This window comes from Saccharospirillum sp. ABV4_185, assembly GCF_056159245.1.
Genome location: NZ_JBSWUW010000001.1, coordinates 3,549,029 through 3,563,659, shown reverse-complemented (window position 1 = coordinate 3,563,659; position 14,631 = coordinate 3,549,029). Strand labels below are relative to the sequence as shown.

The window sequence follows — 14,631 nt, the reverse complement described above, 5'->3', positions numbered from 1 at the left end:
CACGCTTACAACAGCAACCAGGTTGAGAGATTTGCCATGGATATTCCGGTTCTTGAAACTGAACGTTTGCGCTTGCGAGCCTTCACGCAAAGCGATGCCGACAGCTTTGCGGCGCTGAACGCCGATGCCGACTTTATCCGTTTCCTCGGTCAGGGTGTGCCCATTGACAGCGGCGAAAGCTGGCGCGTGATGGCCACCATTCTGGGGCACTGGCAGTTGCTCGGTTACGGCCTTTGGTTGGTCGAGGAAAAACACAGCGGTCGTCTTGTTGGCCGAGTGGGGCTGTTGAATTTACCGGGCTGGCCAGGTATTGAAATTGGCTGGGGGATCGCTCCGGAATTCTGGGGGCGCAGTTACGCTTATGAGGCCGCCGTGGCTGCCATGCGTTGGGCTTTTGACGAACTGCCACTCGAACGATTGATCAGCCTGATTCACCCCGACAATCTGGCCTCACAAAAGCTGGCGCTGCGGGTGGGTGAAAGCTTCAGCCACCAGCAGGAAGTGGCTGGCAAGCTGTGTGATATCTACGCCGTGGAACGGCAGCATTTCCTGGCGTTGCATGCGTTGTGATCGGTTGGCTTTAACGGCTCAGTTGACGTGCTAGTATCCATTTTCGCAATTCATGTTCTGGTGCGTCATGTCCGCTAACAACGTCTTCGATCAAACCGCTTACCCACCCATCGAACCCTACGATTCCGGCATGCTTGATGTCGGCGATGGTCATCAAATTTATTGGGAGCGCGTCGGCACGCCCGGTGCCAAACCCGCAGTTTTTCTGCACGGAGGTCCGGGTGGTGGTTGCGATGCCGACCATCGCCGCGTCTTCAACCCGGCCAAATACGATGTGCTGTTGTTCGACCAGCGCGGCTGTGGTCGGTCGTTACCGCACGCTGACCTGAACGCCAACACCACCTGGCATCTGGTGGCCGATATTGAGCGTCTGCGCGAGCTGTGTGGCGTGGAAAAATGGCAGGTATTCGGTGGCAGCTGGGGTTCTACGCTGGCGCTGGCCTACGCCGAAACTCACCCGGAACGCGTCAGTGAATTGATTTTGCGCGGCGTCTATACGCTCACCAAAGCCGAACTGGATTGGTACTACCAGTACGGCGTTTCGGAAATGTTTCCTGATCGCTGGGAACACTTTATTGCACCCATCCCCGAGGCCGAGCGCGACCAGATGATGGCGGCCTACCATCGCCGCTTAACCGGCGATAACGAAGCCGAAAAACTGGTCTGCGCCAAAGCCTGGAGCCAGTGGGAAGGTTCGACCATTTCGTTGCTGCCCGCGCCGGACCGGGTAGAAGATTTTGGCGGCGATCATTTCGCGCTCGCCTTCGCGCGTATCGAAAATCACTTCTTTGTGAATGCGGGTTGGTTGGAGGAAGGGCAGTTGCTGCGCGATGCGCATAAACTGGCTGGCATTCCCGGCGTGATCGTTCATGGCCGTTACGATATGCCGTGCCCGTTGCGCACCGCCTGGAATTTATCGAAACAATGGACCGAGGCCGAATTGCACATCGTCGAAGCCGCCGGTCACACCATGGGCGAGCTGGAAATTTTGAGACTGCTCGTTGCTGCCACCGATGGTTTTGCCGACTAACCCAAACCGAGTCCTCACGAAGTGTCGAACCGGGTGAATTAGGAGGATTTATGATCGGCGATTTGAATCACATTACCTTGGCGGTGAGTGACCTGGACCGGTCGTTGTCGTTTTATCGGCACACTCTGGGTTTCCCCGCCCAGGTGCGCTGGGATGGTGGTGCTTACCTCAGTGTCGGCAGTCTGTGGTTGTGCTTATCGGTTGATGAGCCCAGTGCCAAGACGGATTACACCCACCTGGCTTTTAGTGTCAGTGAGTCAGCATTCGCGACCTGCTGTGAGCGATTGCGGGCCGAAGGCGTTGTCGAATGGAAGATCAATAAAAGCGAAGGCGACTCTTTTTACTTTCTGGACCCGGATGGTCACAAATTGGAGTTACACGTCGGTAACTTGGAAACCCGCCTGAAAAGTCTGGCGCAACATCCGTACTCGGGGTTGCAGTGGCTCAATGATTAGCCATTGAGTCGTTTCATGGATTTTGAGTGTCGATGGTTATCACACTTGTATCGATTATTCCGGTTTGTATTGAAGGAGCAACACAATGACGGGGTCTAAACCTTTCATCACCGTACGCCATGCCGAGCTGTCCGATGCCGCCGCCATTCATGCCATTTATGCCGGCGAGCAAGCTTTCGGTAGCACACTACAACTGCCGTTTCCTGCGTTGCGAACCTGGGAAAAGCGTTTGGCTGAACCCAATCAAAGCAGCTACAACCTGGTGGCCGAACTTGATGGCGAGGTCGTTGGGCAGTTGGGTTTGCAGCAGTATGTGCAGCCGCGCCGCCGTCACGCCGGCACTTTCGGCATGGGCGTTCGCGCCGATTCGTTGCGCCGGGGCGTGGGTCGGACATTGATGGAAGCCATGCTCAACCTGGCGGACAATTGGCTTAATCTCACGCGGATTGAGATGGAAGTTTACGTCGATAACAAACCGGCCATCGCTTTGTATAAAGCGTTTGGTTTTGTCATTGAAGGTGAAAGCAAAGACTTTGCCTTCCGCAACGGTGAACTGGTCGATGTCTATCAGATGGCGCGCCTAGGTTCTTAAGCGGCCGCAAAACGGCAAGGTTATTAGCATGAAAAATCACGCTCTGTTATTCGTTCTGCTTTGCTTGGCGCTAGGCACCGCTCAGGCACAAGACGGACGGCAAAGCACTTTAGAGACACCGCACTACAGCGTGTCTATCACCGTCCATTGCGCCGAAGGCAATGTCAGTTGCGATCAGGTGACTTATCAGGGTACTTCCAAGCGTTCGGGCAATGCCATCACGCTGCGCGGTGCAACTTGGCATACTCTCTGTGCCGATGGTTCGCCTTGCCGGTTTTTGGGCTATCGCTTTGACAACGGCGATTATCACTATCGTGTACACGAGTCTGGTTTGCTGGAAGTGCTGCGTGGCGAGTCGGATGTGTTGGTGCGCGAACAAGGTGAATGGCATTACTGAAAACGCTGAGCACGATCAGGTTTTAAAAAATCAAAAGCGCTCGGTTGAGCGCTTTTTTTGTGCCCGAATCAGGCAACCGACAGGGTTACATCGATGTTGCCTTGGGTGGCATTGGAGTAAGGGCAGACGATGTGCGCGCGTGCCACCAGATCTTCGACCTTGTCTTTGTCCAGACCCGGTACGGTGATGGTCAGTTCCGCTTCAATGCCGAAACCGGTGTCGATGGCGCCAATGCCGACGCGGGCGCTGACGGTGGTGTCGCTCGGCAAGGCAATCTTGTCCTGGGCGGCGACAAATTTCAGTGCGCCGAGGAAACAGGCGGAATAACCGCTGGCAAAGAGTTGTTCCGGATTAGTGCCGGCACCGCCGGCGCCACCCAGTTCTTTGGGGGTCGACAAGGCAAGATCCAGCACCTTGTCGGAGGTGACGGCACGACCATCGCGGCCGCCGTTTGCGGTTGCATAAGCGTTATAGAGTACTTTTTCGATCGCCATTGTATTGCTCCTAAGCCTGTCGGCTTGCGTTGAATGAGGTTGGTATTTTAGGTGATCTTCAATACTATAAGTTTCAAATAGTGTTTATTTCTTAACTTTAAGTATCGATAGGGCGAGATTGTTCTTATGGCGGATCGTTTGGAGGCATTGTTGGACCGGTTCTCCGTCCATGCCAGCCTGTTTCATTCCGGTCGCTTGTGTGGCGTGCAGGACATTCCCGCGGGCGAGGGCGTGGGGCAGTTGCATCTGGTTAAGTCCGGGCGTTTGAAGGTGCGTCATTCCGGTCTGGCCGATTTAGAGGTTCATGAGCCGAGCCTGCTGCTCTATCCGCGTGCGCTCAGTCGGCAGTTTATCGCCGATGAAACCAACCCGGCCGAGCTGGTTTGCGCCGACCTGCATTTCGATGGTGGTATCAGTAACCCTTTGGCAGATGCCTTGCCGGCGGTCACTTGTCTGCCTTTGTCGAGTCTCTTTGGCACCGATGCATTATTGGCATTGTTGTTTGAAGAGGCTTTTGACCAGCGCTGTGGACGACAGGCATTAATCAATCGCTTGTTCGAAGCAGTGCTGATTCAGGTGGTGCGTTACCTGATGGAAACCGATCAGGTCGACAGCGGCATGCTGGCCGGTATGGCGCATCCTAAACTGCGTCATGCGCTGATTGCGATGCATGAAAACCCGGCTCATGCCTGGGCGCTGGAATCGCTGGCGGAGCAGGCGCGAATGTCGCGCAGTGTGTTTGCCAATACCTTCAAGGCGGTGGTGGGCGTGACCATGGGCGCTTATCTACAGGGCTGGCGGATTCGGCTGGCGCAGCAGTCATTGCGCCGGGGACGATCGTTAGCTGTTGTTGCCGCCGAGGTTGGTTACAGCGGTGAAGCGGCGTTGTCGCGGGCGTTCAAATCTCAGTGTGGAGTGTCGCCCCGCCAATGGCTGTCGTTATTGGCGTAAACCATTATTTCTCCAGTGCCCGCTGGGCGGCGTGCAGATAGAGCACATCCTTACTGTGCTGATAAAGACTGAGGCAGGCGGCGACCAATTTAATGGTGTGGTCGTTTATGCTCTGCGTTGCGCGCTGGCGCAATTGCTCAACCGACAGCGCCGGAGGCTCGCTCGGCCATGCCATTTCCCGCCATCTTATTCCTTTCGATAACCAAGCAATCACCAGGCCTTTCCAGTATGGCTCCAGCAAAACCTCCGGTCGTTCCAGCCAGACGCTGAGGCGTTCGATAGCGAGCGAACTGGTGACACCATGCAAGAGAGTGAAATCGTCGTGCATCCAGTAAGCCTGGATCGCGAGTTGCCTTAGCGCATTCAGTTTCAGTTGCTGCGGGTGCAGTTGAAAGCGCAGTTGCTGATAGGCCGGCAGACGGGTGACGGCAAGAAAGTCGTCGCTGATAAGCGGGCCGCCGTCGATGCGGTGCTCAGGCCAGTCCACCGCGTTCAATAAGGTGGGGAAGACCTCAGTTGGTGTTTTATCGGTCGGCTGATCTGCGTTGGGGTAAGGCAAGGATTGGTAGGCCCACACCCAGTAGGCGAGGGCGGCAGCGACTTCTTCGTTGTTGCGATCGTACACGGCGTGGCCGAGCCGGATCAGCGGATGAAAGGCGCGGCTGGCTAAACCGTCGGCCAGGCCAGGCAGGTAGCGGTTGATGACGGCGCTTAGGTCAGTCTGTTGTAACTGCTGGTGAAAATATCGATACAGACCCGCGTAATTGGCGTTACGGCCCAGCCAGCCTTGCAAAACGGTATCGTCGGAAATGTCGGTCGCCGGTTCGGTAATGGGTGCTACGTCGGCGCGTTTTTGTTGCCGATAATCTAACAGTTGCGCCTGGCTGGCGCCCAGTTCATTGAGCGCGCTGATCACCATGGGCTCGTGGTTGGTGAGGCCATTGGCCAGTTCGGGGTGGTCGATGGGCAGAGCTTTCATCAGAGAGTTCTCCGGCTTGTGATCAGCCTAGTAGACGCCCAGAAAGATTTAATAAGTATCAGTATTTATAAAATAGGGCGATAGCGACAACCAATAATAAGACGGTTGTCGCTGTTGCAGGCTGTGATTATTACCCGCTGAATGAAGCGGCCAGGCGTTCGGCTTCGTCGCTGTGCAGATAGTCCAGCGGCGAGACGATCTCGTAATTGGGATTATTGGCGAACAGTTCCTGTAATACTCCAACATGAAGTTGGCCGAAAATAACCAATACCCGTTGCGCACCAGAGTCGATTTGAGCGTTAAGAATGTTGGAATAAATATTTAGATTGCGCTGGTAAAACAGCCCGATAAATTCGGCGCCAATATAGTCGGTGTTAATGCCGTCCATGTTGATCTGTGCTTTGGCTTCTTCGCTGAAATCACCGTGCATCACATAGGCGGGCGTATTGAACAGAATACGATGCGTGAAGCTGATGGTTTCGGGTTGGTTCATCAGTGCCAGATAGTCGTAGAGCGATAGTTCATCGTTTTGCACGGCTTGAATCAGCGGGCGAATATTGCCTTGCAAGTCGCTCAATGCGGTCTGGTAACGCTCTATATTGTTGCCGCTGTCTAAGGCCCATTGGGGGGTGTAGTCGTAAAAATCGGCGGCGGTCAGGTCGTTTAAACCCAGTGTTTGTGCCAGTTTGTAACCCAGTTGATATCGTTCACTGCGGCCGTAGGATTGGCCTTTAACGATCATATCGCCGTTTAAATAAGCTTGGTAATTGGCGCTTAATTGCGCTTGGTCACTGCGGTCGATTTCCAGCATGATTTGCTGTGGTGCAAAGGTGGCCAGGTCGTCGCGAATGGCCGCTAATTCGGCTTGTTTTTTAACGCTGAACACATCGGATTCTGGTGTGTCGTTGTACAGTTGGCGTAGATGATCGACGCCCAGCAACATGATTTGAATGGGTTGGTCTGCGAAGCTGACCGCGGGTTTCAGGCAAATAATTAGGGCAATCAGCAGAGCGCTGGAAAAGCGGGAGTACATCAGTTTCTCCTTAGTTAAGAATCCTCAGAGCACCAAACGGCAGACTTAGGCGTGAACCGATTCATCGAGGTCGGCTGTTTGCTCAACTGCAGTCGGTGCCCAGAGTGACTGGGCCAGCGCAATAACAGACGCCAGGGTTTTGCGATCTTTGCGATCGCGGCGAATCACCAGATTGAGACCGGCGGTGATCGGTTTGTCTTTCATAATGCGCACACTGCCGCGGTCTTCCCAGTGTTGCGACAGTTCCTTTTCGACCACGCCATAACCTAAGCCAGCGCGAATCATCGACAGGGTGACGTGTTCGTCCTCCGACGATGACACCACCTTGGTCTGTTCGCGATCAAAGCCAATGATGCCGGGCATCAGATGTGAGACCGGACAGTTGCATGAGGCCCAGATCCACGGCAGGTTGCGACGCTCTTCAGCGCTGGGCGGTAGGGCTACGTGGCCGCAATCGGGTGGGCCGACGACGCAGAATTCAATGTCGGCCAGGCGGATAGGCAACACCGCTTCGTGCTGCGGGTCGCCATACATAAAGCCCAGGTCGAGCTTACCTTCACGGACCTGGTCGGCAATCATATAAGAGCTGCTGGTCACCAGTTCCAGCTGGGCTTCGGGCAGATCACGCGCCACCTGGCGCAGCAGTTGATCGACCTTCAGATATTCCGGCGGCGCATTGAGACCGAGCAATAAAGTGGTTGGTTTTTCGGTGCGTAATGAGCGCGCAATCTCATCGAGTTCGGCAATCTGCATCAACGCCTGGCGCGCCGGTGGCAGCAGCTTGCGACCTTCCGGCGTCAGTTCCATACCGCGGCTGGAGCGATCGAACAGCGGTACACCGAACTGATCTTCCAATTGACGTAAGTGCTCGCTGACCGCCGAAGGCGTGGTATGGCGCTGCTTGGCGGCGCGCGTCAGGTTGCCCTCGTCGGCCACCAGAACAAAGGAGCGGAGCTTATCCAGCTTGATGTTGTTGATGTTCATGTTTTACGAACGCCTCTTTCGCCAAAGACTGATGGATAAAGCCACTATAGAGCACTTTAATAGCAATCGCAGGTCTGACTCAATTCATATTTCATGGAGATCACACTATGAACACTGCATTGCTGAATAACGCTAAAGCGAGCGTTGACGACGCCGTTGAACAGGGTCGTTCCACCCTGGTGCGTCGTTTCAAACAAGCTTTGGCAACCCTCACCGAATGGCACCGCCGCTCTGAATCCCGTGCGCGCTTGCGCACTGAACTGATTGTTATGGATGTTCGTCGGGTGGAGAAAGACGCCGGCCTGACCCCGGGAACTTTGCGCCGTGAAGCCAGTAAACCGTTCTGGAAGGAATGATGGGTACGGTTCAGGCTCTGTCGCCCGTTACTGATTATTTTTTGGTGTGCAGCGACAGAGTCCTTTCAAGCTAGTAAGCCTATTCTCAGCTCCGTAGAATAAATGCATCAGTCAACAGTGGGAGCTGAAATGACGCCACCGACCGAAGAGCAAGTGCGCGAAACTGTTCAGCGCATGGAACACTCCTTAAAGCAGAATTCTCTAAGCGACGTCCAATTATTGCTTGAGCATTATTATCAGCTCCGCTCCCGGTTCCAGTCCGATCTCGGTAATCATCGGGATTATTATCTTGCCCAAGCCAGTGCCTTAATGCTGATCCAGGCCGTTGCCCAAAGTAATACGAGAGGTTGATGTGTTGTTGCGCAAAGCTGTGATACTGACGCTCGGATTTATCGTTGCCGGTTGTGCTGAAACGATGAATTCATCCTCGAGGGACTTAAACTGGCAAGGCCGCTGGTGGGGCCCGGAAGGCACCTATCTGGACATTGCCGGTGGGCCCGAGCGCTTTCAACTAACGATCGCCAATCTGGATGGCCCGGTAGACTATGTTGGTGTTGCCGAGGGTGACGATATTCGTTTTGATATGAATGGCGAGACCGCCACCATTCGTGCTACCGATGGTGAGGGCACGGGTATGAAATGGTTAATGGATAAAGAAAACTGTCTGAATGTTGAACCAGGTGATGGCTACTGCCGGGATGAATGATGTTGAGTTGTCATGTTTGAAGTAAGAGCCGACCAATGGCTGAATTACTTTCGTGGCCATTGGCGATTGCAGCGCGAGGTTAGCGATCAACCTGTAATGACTGGAACGGCAGAATTTGCTGATACTACCGGTCACAGCCATCAATTGGATTATCTGGAAAAACTATCCTGGCCGGGCCCGAACGGTCAGCCGATTCGTGCACAACGAGCCTACTTGTATCGCCAGACGGATACCGGACTGGCCATCGATTTCGCCGATGGCGTCAGTACTGGCGAGCTGTTTTTGGCGTTCGATTTTGAGCGCGCTCACGAGCTGACCTCGCATCATCTGTGCATTGCTGATCACTATGATGGTCGTTTTGTATTTTATTCGGCCGAGCGGTTTGAACTGAGTTTCCAGGTGGTCGGGCCGCATAAGGATTATCGAATCACCACGGTGTTTGAGCGCTGAAACGGCTTGCTTGTGTCGATACCATCGCAGCGATTAGACAACCTCTTTATCTATCCGGTCTTTTTAATAGCCTTTTCTTGTAAAAAATCCGATGACATCAGTGTCATCCGTCCGCCATTTTCGCCTGCGAACATCGTCTGAAGGCAGCTATGCCGGTGCTCTCCTGACGTTAAAGTTAAAAGCTATCACCTGCTTAAAGATCATAAATTGGAATGATTGGCGGTCCGTCGTCTATACCTATCAGCCACGACAGAGTTGTTTCGTGAAAACGCAAACACCCACAGGAGAGCGAATCATGACTGACAACAATAAATGCCCGTTTAACCATGCTGCCGGCGGCGGTACCACCAACCAGGATTGGTGGCCGAAAAAACTGCGCCTGGACATCCTCCATCAGCACACCACCAAGTCCAATCCGATGGATGCGGACTTTGATTACGCTGAAGAATTCAAAAAGCTCGACCTGGCGGCGGTGAAGTCCGATCTGCACGCTCTGATGACCGACTCCAAAGACTGGTGGCCGGCCGACTTTGGTCACTATGGTGGCCTGATGATTCGTATGGCCTGGCACAGCGCCGGCACCTATCGCGTGCAGGACGGCCGTGGCGGCGGCGGTACGGGCAATCAGCGTTTTGCGCCACTGAACAGCTGGCCGGATAACGCCAACCTTGATAAAGCGCGTCGCCTGTTATGGCCGATCAAACAGAAATACGGCAACCGCATTTCCTGGGCCGATCTGATGATTCTGGCCGGCAACGTGGCGCTGGAATCCATGGGCTTTAAAACCTTTGGTTTTGCCGGTGGTCGCGAAGATATTTACGAGCCGGAAGAAGACATCTATTGGGGTCAGGAAAAAGAATGGCTCGACGATGGTCGTTATACCAAAGACCGTGATCTGGAAAATCCGCTCGCTGCGGTGCAGATGGGTTTGATCTATGTAAACCCGGAAGGCCCGAATGGCAATCCCGATCCGTTGAAAGCTGCAGTGGATATTCGCGAAACCTTTAAGCGTATGGCGATGAACGACGAAGAAACCGTTGCGTTGATTGCCGGTGGTCACACCTTCGGTAAAACTCACGGTGCCGGTGATGCGGCCTTGGTCGGCGCTGAGCCGGAAGCGGCCGGCATGGCTGACCAGGGTTTTGGCTGGAAGAGTACGCACGGCAGCGGTAAAGCCGGCGATGCCATTACCGGTGGCCCGGAAGTTACCTGGACCACCACACCGACGCAATGGAGTAATAATTTCTTCGAAAATCTCTTTGGTTTTGAGTGGGAATTAACCACCAGTCCGGCCGGTGCCAAGCAGTGGGTCGCCAAGGATGCGGGTGAGATTATTCCCGATCCCTTTGACTCCAAGAAAAAACGCAAACCGACGATGCTGACGACCGACTTATCGCTGCGTTTTGATCCGGCTTACGAAAAAATTTCGCGCCGTTTTTATGAAAATCCAGATCAGTTTGCCGACGCTTTTGCCCGCGCCTGGTTCAAACTGACGCACCGCGATATGGGTCCGAAAACGCGTTATCTCGGCCCGGAAGTGCCGCAGGAAGATCTGCTCTGGCAGGATCCGATTCCGGCACTGAACCATCCGGTAGTGGATGAAGGCGACATCGCTCAGTTGAAGAAAAAGATACTGGCAACGGGACTGTCGGTTTCGGAGCTGGTGGCAACCGCCTGGTCGTCGGCATCCACCTATCGTGGCTCCGATATGCGCGGGGGTGCCAATGGTGCACACATCCGTCTGGCGCCGGCGAAAAGCTGGGAAGCCAATGAACCCAAGCAACTGGAAAAAGTGCTGAAAAAACTCGAAGTCATTCAGAGTGAGTTCAACAGCGCTCAGACCGGAGGCAAGCAGGTGTCGATGGCGGATCTGATTGTGCTTGGCGGTGTCGCGGCCATCGAAAAAGCTGCTCAGGATGCCGGTCATGGTGTAACTGTGCCCTTTACTCCAGGGCGGATGGATACGACGCAGGATATGGTCGATGAAGAAAACTTCGGTTGGCTGGAACCTTTTGCTGACGGCTTCCGCAATTTCCAGAAGAAAAAGTACGCGGTACGCGCCGAAGACATGCTGGTCGACCGCGCTCAGTTACTGACCTTAACCGCGCCGGAAATGACGGCTCTGGTTGGTGGCTTGCGGGTGCTCGATGCCAACCACGGTGGCAGCAAGCACGGTGTCTTTACCGATCGTCCGGGCAAACTGAGCAACGACTTCTTTGTCAACTTGCTGAGCATGGATACGCAGTGGTCATCCACCGATGCCGATGAGTCAGAATTTGTCGGCAAAGATCGTAAAACCGGTAAACAGAAGTGGACCGGTACACGCAACGATCTGGTGTTCGGTTCTAACGCTCAGTTGCGGGCAATCTGTGAAGTCTATGCTGGCGCTGACTCTGAGAAGCGCTTTGTTGATGACTTTATCAAAGCCTGGGACAAGGTGATGAATCTGGATCGGTTCGATCTGAAGTAAGCGCATCGAGCATTGCAAAAAGCGTCAGGAATTCCTGGCGCTTTTTTTGTTGGATGTCTAGTAAGCGGCATCACAGGGTGATGAAAATGTGTTGTACTAGGATGTCAGTTGTTGCTATTGCATCAGGGTGTGAGGAGAGCGGATGAAAACCATCGGTTTATTGGGCGGCATGAGCTGGGAAAGCACGGTGGGTTACTACCGCGCGATTAACGAAGGCGTGAAGGCTCAACTTGGCGGTTTGCATTCTGCGCAGATCGCTATGGTCAGCGTCGATTTCGATCCCATCGAAAAACTGCAGCACGCCGGTGACTGGGACGCGACTGCGTCTTTGTTAAGTGAAGCGGCAATCAAGGTGCAAAACGCCGGCGCCGAAGCGCTGTTGATCTGTACCAATACCATGCACAAGGTGGCACCGCAGGTCGAAGCCGCCCTCGACATTCCTATCCTGCATATTGCCGATGCCACCGCTGAGGTTTTGCTGAAGCAGGGTGTCAGCCGGGTCGGTTTATTGGGCACCGCCTTTACCATGGAGCAGGATTTTTATAAGGGCCGGCTGGCCGATAAATTTGGATTGGATGTGGTGGTGCCCAACGAAGCTGATCGCGCCATTGTGCACCGCGTTATTTACCAAGAACTTTGTCTGGGCAAAACAGACGCGGAGTCAAAGCAGGAATACTTACGCATCATTGATGCCTTGGTCGCAGACGGCGCCGAGGCGGTTATTCTGGGTTGCACTGAAATTGGTTTGTTGGTGCAGCAGGCCGATACCGTCGTCACCTTAGTCGATACCACAGCGATTCATGCCCGGGCGGCCGTCGATTTCATGTTGAGTGAATAACCGCGATTTATTTGCTGGTGTGGGTAAAACTGCCGTCCCAGTCTTCGGGCAGAGGCTCTTGTTCAAGAATGGCGATACGCTCCAGGTAGACCTCGTATAGCTTGGGGTGATCGCTCTGTGTTTTGAGTTGTTCAAACGCAGCGCACGCAGCCTTCCAGTCTTGTTGCAGATAGCGTTGGTAGGCTGCCTCCAACGCATCCAACTCGGCTTGCTGATCGGCCGTTATCTCACTCAGTTTTCCCCAGGGTTCAAATACGGCGACCGGTTCGGTTTTGCCTTTGACGCGAATGCGGTCAATGGGTCGAAATGCCCAGTCATCGATCGCTGCCCGGGTCTGTGGGCCTATCAGTATTTTCACGCCATAAAACTTGGTCAGGCTTTCCAGGCGCGATCCCAGATTGACCGCATCGCCGAGCACGGTGTACGCGCGGCGATAGGTCGAGCCCATATCGCCGACGTTCATCGGCCCGGTATTCAAACCGATACCCACCTGAATTTCCGGATAACCCAGAGCCTGTAATTCCGGGTTTAACGCTTCGGTAGTGGCGATCATTTCCACCGCTGCTTCCAATGCATGACGTGGATGCTCGGGGTCTTCCAAAGGCGCGCCCCAGAACGCCATTACCATATCGCCGACGTATTTATCGATAGTGCCCTGGTGATTAAAAATCACCGCGGTGATGGGGGTGAAATAACGATTCAGCAGGTCTTTGAGTTGGGTGGCACTTAAGGATTCAGAAATAGTAGTGAACGAACGCACATCAGAAAACAGCACCGTCATTTCGCGGTTGTCACCTTCGAAACCATAGGCTTCCGGGTTACTGAGCATGCGTTCAATGTGCGCTTTGGGAACGTACTGTCCAAAGACGTTGGTGACGTGTTGTTTATGGCGTCGTTCGCTTAAAAAACCTTCCAATAAATGCAGCGTGCCCAACGCCAGCGTTAACAGAACGCTGCTCGCCAACGGCAATGCCATCTGCTGATAAATCCACAGGGAAAAGTTGACGGCAATCAGAATGATCAGCAACAAAGCGGTTGCTAAAGCCAGTGCCAGTGGTCCCAGCCGGCTGGAAATCAATGAGAAAATAACCCCCAGGATAATCAGCAGAATGGCGGTCATGGTGTCGCCATAATCCGGGGTGAATGGAAAGTTGCCGACGAGCAGGCCATTGAGCAGATTGGCGTGCACTTCGACGCCCGGAAATTGGGTGCCGACCGGGGTGGTCCGAAGATCCGACAAGCCGACCGATGAGGTGCCAATCAATACCAGCGCATTGCTGAACACATCCGGATTGGCTGTACCGTGGATGACATCGGTGGCCGAAACGTAGGGAAATTGACCTTGCGGGCCGAGGTAGGGCACCAGTACCCGGCCGGCATCGACACGCAGGGATTTGTCGGCAAAGTGCAGCCGATCGATCACATCCAGATGGCTGTTAAACGGCACGATGTCGAGATCAATGCCGTCGAGAAAGTAGTAGGTCAAGCCCATCGCCAGCGCCAGGGATGGATAGAGCCCGTCTTCAAAACGCGTCACCAAAGGCGCGGAGCGCAAGGTGCCATCGCCATCGATGGTCGGCACGATGGAGCCGGCCGTCACCGCTGCGTTTTGCAAAACATCGACCGCACCGGCGTAACCCTGAGCTGCAACGACCAGTAATCGCTGTGTTTGCTCTGGTGTTAATTGATAGACCGGTGCGGGCAATTCACCGATACGCAGCTGGGCGTCGTCCTGCAATAAAAAGGGCAGCACCACGTCGATCTCGGCAAAGCTGTTGGCCAAAATCTGGTCGTATTCGGTCAGCGCAATAAAAGGTGTCAGGGATTCCGCCAACTCAGTATTGCCTTCGATCAGCGCCTGCCGCTGTAACTGACGGGTCGGGTTGGCCTGGGGTTCGGACATCAGAATATCGAAGCCGATGACCACGGCGCCGGCCTCGGTTAACTGCCGGGTCAGGGTGGCGAGTTTATCGCGCGGCCAGGGCCAGCGACCTTCGGCTTTGAGGCTGGCTTCGTCGATATCGACAATCACGATGTGGTCATCGGCGCGGTCAAAACGGTCGCCGCTGTTGAGCAGTTGGTAGCGCCAGTCGTAGAACAGGTAATCGAGCCGTTGGATAAAGGAATGCTGATCATAGCGCGCCACAAAGAGGTGATAACCCGCCAGCGACAAGGTGATCATCAATCCCAGCAACAAAGCGCCCCAGCGCAAGGCGTATCGGGATATTAACGGGCGCAGTGCTAAGGGCATGTCGAAATCAGGCTCCGGCATTCGATCAGTAGGCAGCATAAGCCAAGCGTGGCGCTTTGTCCCCTGACCAGGCTG

General features: G+C 54.3%; 17 protein-coding genes. 12 read left to right on the top strand and 5 right to left on the bottom strand.

Annotated elements, in window-relative coordinates:
• Positions 1-36 precede the first annotated feature (36 nt).
• From ACXAE6_RS16935 to ACXAE6_RS16915, 5 genes are all read left to right on the top strand, one after another.
• Positions 37-570 carry a GNAT family N-acetyltransferase gene (locus tag ACXAE6_RS16935; protein WP_475151520.1) on the top strand — a complete coding sequence of 178 codons (534 nt, stop codon included), beginning with the start codon at positions 37-39 and terminating at the stop codon, positions 568-570.
• A 67-nt stretch (positions 571-637) separates the two neighbouring features.
• Entirely contained in the window at positions 638-1,600 is a 963-nt protein-coding gene (gene pip / locus ACXAE6_RS16930; protein ID WP_475151516.1) for a prolyl aminopeptidase, read from the top strand.
• Between the two features lie 50 nt (positions 1,601-1,650).
• Positions 1,651-2,055 carry a fosfomycin resistance glutathione transferase gene (gene fos, locus ACXAE6_RS16925; RefSeq protein ID WP_475151511.1) on the top strand — a complete coding sequence of 135 codons (405 nt, stop codon included), beginning with the start codon at positions 1,651-1,653 and terminating at the stop codon, positions 2,053-2,055.
• An 85-nt stretch (positions 2,056-2,140) separates the two neighbouring features.
• Complete coding sequence (locus tag ACXAE6_RS16920) at positions 2,141-2,647, top strand: GNAT family N-acetyltransferase (RefSeq protein WP_475151506.1); 507 nt, start codon at positions 2,141-2,143, stop codon at positions 2,645-2,647.
• A gap of 28 nt (positions 2,648-2,675) precedes the next feature.
• Complete coding sequence (locus tag ACXAE6_RS16915; RefSeq protein ID WP_475151503.1) at positions 2,676-3,044, top strand: hypothetical protein; 369 nt, start codon at positions 2,676-2,678, stop codon at positions 3,042-3,044.
• Positions 3,045-3,112: 68 nt separating this feature from the next.
• On the opposite strand, the gene ACXAE6_RS16910 is transcribed toward ACXAE6_RS16915, so the two are convergent.
• Complete coding sequence (locus ACXAE6_RS16910) at positions 3,113-3,538, bottom strand: organic hydroperoxide resistance protein (protein ID WP_475151499.1); 426 nt, start codon at positions 3,536-3,538, stop codon at positions 3,113-3,115.
• 126 nt (positions 3,539-3,664) lie between these two features.
• Here ACXAE6_RS16910 and ACXAE6_RS16905 point away from each other — a divergent pair, with 126 nt between their 5' ends.
• The gene (locus tag ACXAE6_RS16905; protein WP_475151495.1) at positions 3,665-4,489 is read left to right on the top strand and encodes a cupin domain-containing protein; all 825 of its coding nucleotides are present in this window, start codon (positions 3,665-3,667) and stop codon (positions 4,487-4,489) included.
• Positions 4,490-4,493: 4 nt separating this feature from the next.
• Here ACXAE6_RS16905 and ACXAE6_RS16900 read toward each other — a convergent pair whose 3' ends face one another.
• The 3 genes from ACXAE6_RS16900 to ACXAE6_RS16890 all read right to left on the bottom strand — a co-directional run bounded on the left by ACXAE6_RS16900 (position 4,494) and on the right by ACXAE6_RS16890 (position 7,485).
• Positions 4,494-5,468 carry a questin oxidase family protein gene (locus tag ACXAE6_RS16900; RefSeq protein ID WP_475151488.1) on the bottom strand — a complete coding sequence of 325 codons (975 nt, stop codon included), beginning with the start codon at positions 5,466-5,468 and terminating at the stop codon, positions 4,494-4,496.
• Positions 5,469-5,598: 130 nt separating this feature from the next.
• A complete protein-coding gene (locus ACXAE6_RS16895; protein ID WP_475151483.1) occupies positions 5,599-6,501 on the bottom strand; it encodes a DUF5694 domain-containing protein in 903 nt (300 codons plus the stop codon).
• 45 nt (positions 6,502-6,546) lie between these two features.
• Positions 6,547-7,485, bottom strand: coding sequence for a LysR family transcriptional regulator (locus ACXAE6_RS16890; RefSeq protein WP_475151477.1), 939 nt, complete (start codon positions 7,483-7,485; stop codon positions 6,547-6,549).
• A gap of 107 nt (positions 7,486-7,592) precedes the next feature.
• Between ACXAE6_RS16890 and ACXAE6_RS16885 the strand changes: the two genes are divergently transcribed.
• The 6 genes from ACXAE6_RS16885 (at position 7,593) to ACXAE6_RS16860 (ending at position 12,305) form a co-directional block, all read left to right on the top strand.
• Positions 7,593-7,841 (top strand): DUF1127 domain-containing protein, encoded by a 249-nt coding sequence (locus tag ACXAE6_RS16885; RefSeq protein WP_475151468.1) that lies wholly within the window; start codon positions 7,593-7,595, stop codon positions 7,839-7,841.
• A 129-nt stretch (positions 7,842-7,970) separates the two neighbouring features.
• Entirely contained in the window at positions 7,971-8,192 is a 222-nt protein-coding gene (locus ACXAE6_RS16880; RefSeq protein ID WP_475151465.1) for a hypothetical protein, read from the top strand.
• A gap of 1 nt (position 8,193) precedes the next feature.
• The gene (locus tag ACXAE6_RS16875; protein ID WP_475151463.1) at positions 8,194-8,547 is read left to right on the top strand and encodes a hypothetical protein; all 354 of its coding nucleotides are present in this window, start codon (positions 8,194-8,196) and stop codon (positions 8,545-8,547) included.
• A 12-nt stretch (positions 8,548-8,559) separates the two neighbouring features.
• Entirely contained in the window at positions 8,560-8,997 is a 438-nt protein-coding gene (locus tag ACXAE6_RS16870) for a DUF6314 family protein (RefSeq protein ID WP_475151457.1), read from the top strand.
• 295 nt (positions 8,998-9,292) lie between these two features.
• A complete protein-coding gene (katG, locus tag ACXAE6_RS16865) occupies positions 9,293-11,467 on the top strand; it encodes a catalase/peroxidase HPI (RefSeq protein WP_475151454.1) in 2,175 nt (724 codons plus the stop codon).
• Positions 11,468-11,609: 142 nt separating this feature from the next.
• Positions 11,610-12,305: an aspartate/glutamate racemase family protein gene (locus tag ACXAE6_RS16860; RefSeq protein ID WP_475151447.1), complete on the top strand. Its 696-nt coding sequence runs from the start codon at positions 11,610-11,612 to the stop codon at positions 12,303-12,305.
• A 7-nt stretch (positions 12,306-12,312) separates the two neighbouring features.
• On the opposite strand, the gene ACXAE6_RS16855 is transcribed toward ACXAE6_RS16860, so the two are convergent.
• Entirely contained in the window at positions 12,313-14,556 is a 2,244-nt protein-coding gene (locus tag ACXAE6_RS16855) for a CHASE2 domain-containing protein (protein WP_475151442.1), read from the bottom strand.
• Positions 14,557-14,631: the final 75 nt, after the last annotated feature.